Genomic DNA, 4034 nt, shown 5'->3' with positions numbered 1-4034 from the left:
TTTCTTGGTCATGGTAAACTCCTCGTTGAGTCGTTAGTTTACCAAGTTTACTTGTACGGTTTCTTCAGCATAGCTCACCATACAAAAAAGGTAAGGAAAAATGCCATCCAACCTAAATGAAGGATTTTATTTTTACCCGTAAATGACAAAATATTAAGCTTGTCTTTACTAGGCTTAACGGGGGCTGATGATGACATAGGCAACTTCCTCAAATGATTAACTTCAGGGTTCTGACAACGTACTAAATGTACTAAGTGTTCAAAAAATGCAGTATTCAAAAATGATAAGTAGCAATGTTTCAGGCGGTGCAATGGTTATGCCAGTTATTTGTGTACGCTGCCAAATCTGTATAAAGGTCAGCACTCGTTAATTATCCAAGCGCCTTTACTGGTGGGTCTATAACCATCGCCACACCTAACGCTTATGCTAATAAAGCATTAACACAGCAGGTTTAAAACACTCCATCAGCCTCTCTTATAAACAGCAATAACATCCAACTTGGGGCACAGTAGTATCTATTTTGGTGCATTAATTTTTGATATCGCTATCGTTAACAATCGTGCTCACCCTGGTTTTTGGCAAATAGTAGCGCTAATCATGCTGACATAAAAACCTTAGTACATAAGCGACTGGTCCCGATACGGCATACCTTTATGCCTAATAGCAACACGCAAAAACCCAGCTAATCAAAGTGCTATGGCATGATTATTGAATGCTCTGTAATGGTAGGTATTAAATGCTGTTTATCAGCTGTTGTTGAGGGACGGAGCCGTTTATAGCGTGATAAAAAAATAAACGATGACCGTACCCAGCCAGCCCCATTACTAAGGACAGACGCATGAGTAGCACTGCATTGAGCACAGAAAGTAAAGGCAATTTGGTGGTGATTGGCAACGGTATGGTCGGTCATCACTTTATTGAACGAGCAATTGAACAAGGGCTACACCAGCAATTTGACATTCATGTGTTTGCTGAAGAAGACCGCCCTGCTTATGACCGTGTTTATTTGTCGAGCTACTTTGAACATAAAGATGCCAGTAAGCTGAACCTAGTAGATTTAACAGCCTATGAATTATCAAAAGTTAATTTGCATTTGAACCAATGCATTGTAGATATCGATTCGGCCAGTCAGCGTATTACTACTGAGGCAGGCGAGATTATTGAGTACTCTGAGTTGGTACTAGCGACGGGCTCATATCCTTTTGTGCCACCCATCCCAGGCCGTGAGCATCCGCATTGCCACGTATACCGTACCATTGCGGATTTAGATGAGATTCTAGCGATTGCTGAGCTGCCCACTGTCAAAAAAGGCGTAGTGGTTGGTGGTGGTCTACTGGGACTTGAGGCCGCAAAAGCGCTCGTGACGCTAGGGCTGGATACCTATGTGGTCGAGTTTGCGCCGCAATTGATGGGCGTTCAGCTTGATGCCGCTGGTGGTGAAATTTTAAAGCGAAAAATAGAAGCACTTGGTGTCAAAGTGCTGACGGGGAAAAACACCAAAGAGATTCTGTCTAACACGGCGCCCAACTCTGATGACACCATCAGTGATGATCAACATTTAACCATGGAGTTTACAGATGGCACCTCTCTAACAACCGATATGATTGTATTTAGCGCCGGTATTAGACCGCAAGATGGCCTCATCAAAAACAACCCCGAATGCGGTATCGAAATGGGAGGGCGCGGTGGTATATTGATCAATGAGCAATGTCGTACCAATGCCGATCATGTTTATGCCGTAGGCGAATGCGCAGTATGGGACAACAAAGTATTTGGTCTGGTGGCTCCCGGTTATAACATGGCCAGTATCTGTGCCGCGCAAATTGCTGGTGATAGCAAGCAGATATTTACGGGTGCCGACATGAGCACCAAGTTAAAACTGATGGGTGTGGATGTGGGCAGTATTGGCGATGCACATGGCACGAGTGACGGCAGTTTAAGCTATCTGTATCAAAATCCTGCTGAGGGCATCTACAAAAAACTGGTCACCACACCTGATAACAAACGCTTGCTTGGTGCTGTATTGGTAGGTGACACCGAAGACTATAATAACTTACTGCAATTGTATTTAAATGATATTGACCTACCTGCACACCCAGAAAGCCTGATATTACCCAATGTTGAAAAACCCGTAATGGGCATCGACAATCTACCAGACACCGCCACGATTTGCTCTTGTTATAACGTGACCAAAGGTGCTATCTGCTCAGCCGTCGAAAACGGCGCATACTCCGTCAGCGATGTAAAAACCATGACCAGCGCCGGTAGTGGCTGTGGTGGCTGTGCCCCTATGGTCAAAGATACGGTCAGCTATCAACTCACCGCCATGGGCTTTGAAGTAAACAATGACTTGTGTGAGCACTTTGCGTACTCTCGTCAAGATTTATATAGCCTGATTCGTGTGCACGGTATCAAAACCTTTGATGAATTATTGACTGAACATGGCAGCGGCCATGGTTGTGAGATATGTAAACCGACAGTCGCCTCTATTTTGGCATCGTGCTGGAACGACTATGTACTCAAAACCGAGCTGACACCACTACAGGACAGTAACGATTACTACTTAGGTAATATCCAAAAAGACGGCACTTATTCTGTCGTGCCGCGTGTGCCGGGTGGTGAAATCACTGCAGACAAGCTCATCGTACTGGGTCAAGTGGCGAAGCAGTTTAATTTGTACACCAAAATCACTGGTGGGATGCGGGTCGATCTGTTTGGCGCACGCATGGAGCAGTTGCCTGATATTTGGACGCAACTGGTGCAAGCAGGCTTTGAAACTGGCCATGCCTATGGCAAATCTTTACGTACTGTGAAATCTTGTATCGGTAATAACTGGTGCCGCTACGGCGTCGATGACAGTATTGGCCTCGCTTTAAGATTAGAAGATCGTTATAAAGGCGTACGCTCACCGCACAAAATCAAGATGGGTGTATCAGGTTGTATGCGCGAATGTGCTGAGGCGCAAAGTAAAGACTTTGGCATGATTGCGACTGAAAACGGCTGGAATTTATTCGTCTGTGGTAATGGCGGTATTACCCCGCGTCATGGCGAGCTGTTCGCCACCGATCTAGATACCGAAACCATGGTCAAATACATCGACCGCATCATCATGTTCTATATCAAAACAGCGGACAAACTACAGCGCACCTCAAAGTGGCGTGAAAGCTTAGATGGCGGGCTGGATTATCTAAAAGCCGTCATTATTGAAGACAGCTTGGGCATAGCAGATGAGCTCGAAGCGCAAATGCAGTTATTGGTCGACAATTACGTGTGTGAGTGGGCAGCGACGATTAATGACACCGAAAAACTCAAACGTTTCCGTCATTTTGTAAACAGTGAGAAAGGCGATGATAATGTCGTTTTCGTGACTGATCGTGAGCAGATTCGCCCAGCGACTGATGCGGAAAAAGCAACCATCAACCTGGTTGAACTGGCCTAGCCAAGGAGGAGTGCCTTGTTAGTTATCGCAAAAAGCAAGGTGCTATTTTTTGACTCATGTTTTTGTGACTTGCAGCTTGTCACTCATGATTTACCACTCATACAGAACAATATTATCATCACTAAGGATACCGCCTCATGAACCAACAGACTATTTGTACACTTGACGATATTATTCCTGAAACCGGTGTCTGCGCCCTGATAGATGGCAAACAAATTGCTATTTTTCGTACCAAACAGAATGATTTATTTGCTCTTGATAACTACGATCCATTCAGTCAAGCCAATGTACTGTCACGGGGGTTGATTGGTGGAACCACGATTACAGATGATACAGGAACAGCAAAAGAAGTGCTTTATGTGGCCTCGCCCATCTATAAGCAACGCTTTAACCTAGCTACTGGTCAGTGTTTAGATGATGAGAGTATTGTGCTCAATACTTATAAATTCAAACTTGATGGAAATAATGTGGTGGCAAACTACGAATAATAAGCGACGTTATCTCTAATTTGATATGCCGAGACCATCCCAGATTCTGTGTAACTGCCATTTAGATTAAATGCTTACTGATACGGTCATCAAACATAATCATAAAA

At 44.4% G+C, this 4034-nt stretch carries 3 protein-coding genes; 2 read left to right on the top strand and 1 reads right to left on the bottom strand.

Annotated features, from left to right (window positions below; all coding sequences use genetic code 11):
* Positions 1-74 precede the first annotated feature (74 nt).
* Positions 75-197: a hypothetical protein gene (locus AAEY79_RS14080; protein ID WP_352288831.1), complete on the bottom strand. Its 123-nt coding sequence runs from the start codon at positions 195-197 to the stop codon at positions 75-77.
* A 641-nt stretch (positions 198-838) separates the two neighbouring features.
* On the opposite strand from AAEY79_RS14080, the gene nirB reads away from it, so the two are divergent.
* Both nirB and nirD read left to right on the top strand, forming a co-directional pair.
* Positions 839-3439: a nitrite reductase large subunit NirB gene (gene nirB, locus AAEY79_RS14075; protein WP_352288828.1), complete on the top strand. Its 2601-nt coding sequence runs from the start codon at positions 839-841 to the stop codon at positions 3437-3439.
* A 137-nt stretch (positions 3440-3576) separates the two neighbouring features.
* Positions 3577-3927, top strand: coding sequence for a nitrite reductase small subunit NirD (gene nirD, locus AAEY79_RS14070; RefSeq protein WP_191115282.1), 351 nt, complete (start codon positions 3577-3579; stop codon positions 3925-3927).
* The last annotated feature ends 107 nt before the right edge of the window (positions 3928-4034 follow it).

The sequence above is a fragment of the Psychrobacter sp. GW64-MNA-CIBAN-0177 genome (assembly GCF_040309585.1).
Classification (GTDB): domain Bacteria; phylum Pseudomonadota; class Gammaproteobacteria; order Pseudomonadales; family Moraxellaceae; genus Psychrobacter; species Psychrobacter okhotskensis.
The sequence above is the reverse complement of the archived record's forward strand: the minus strand, read 5'-3'. Positions and strand labels throughout refer to the sequence as shown.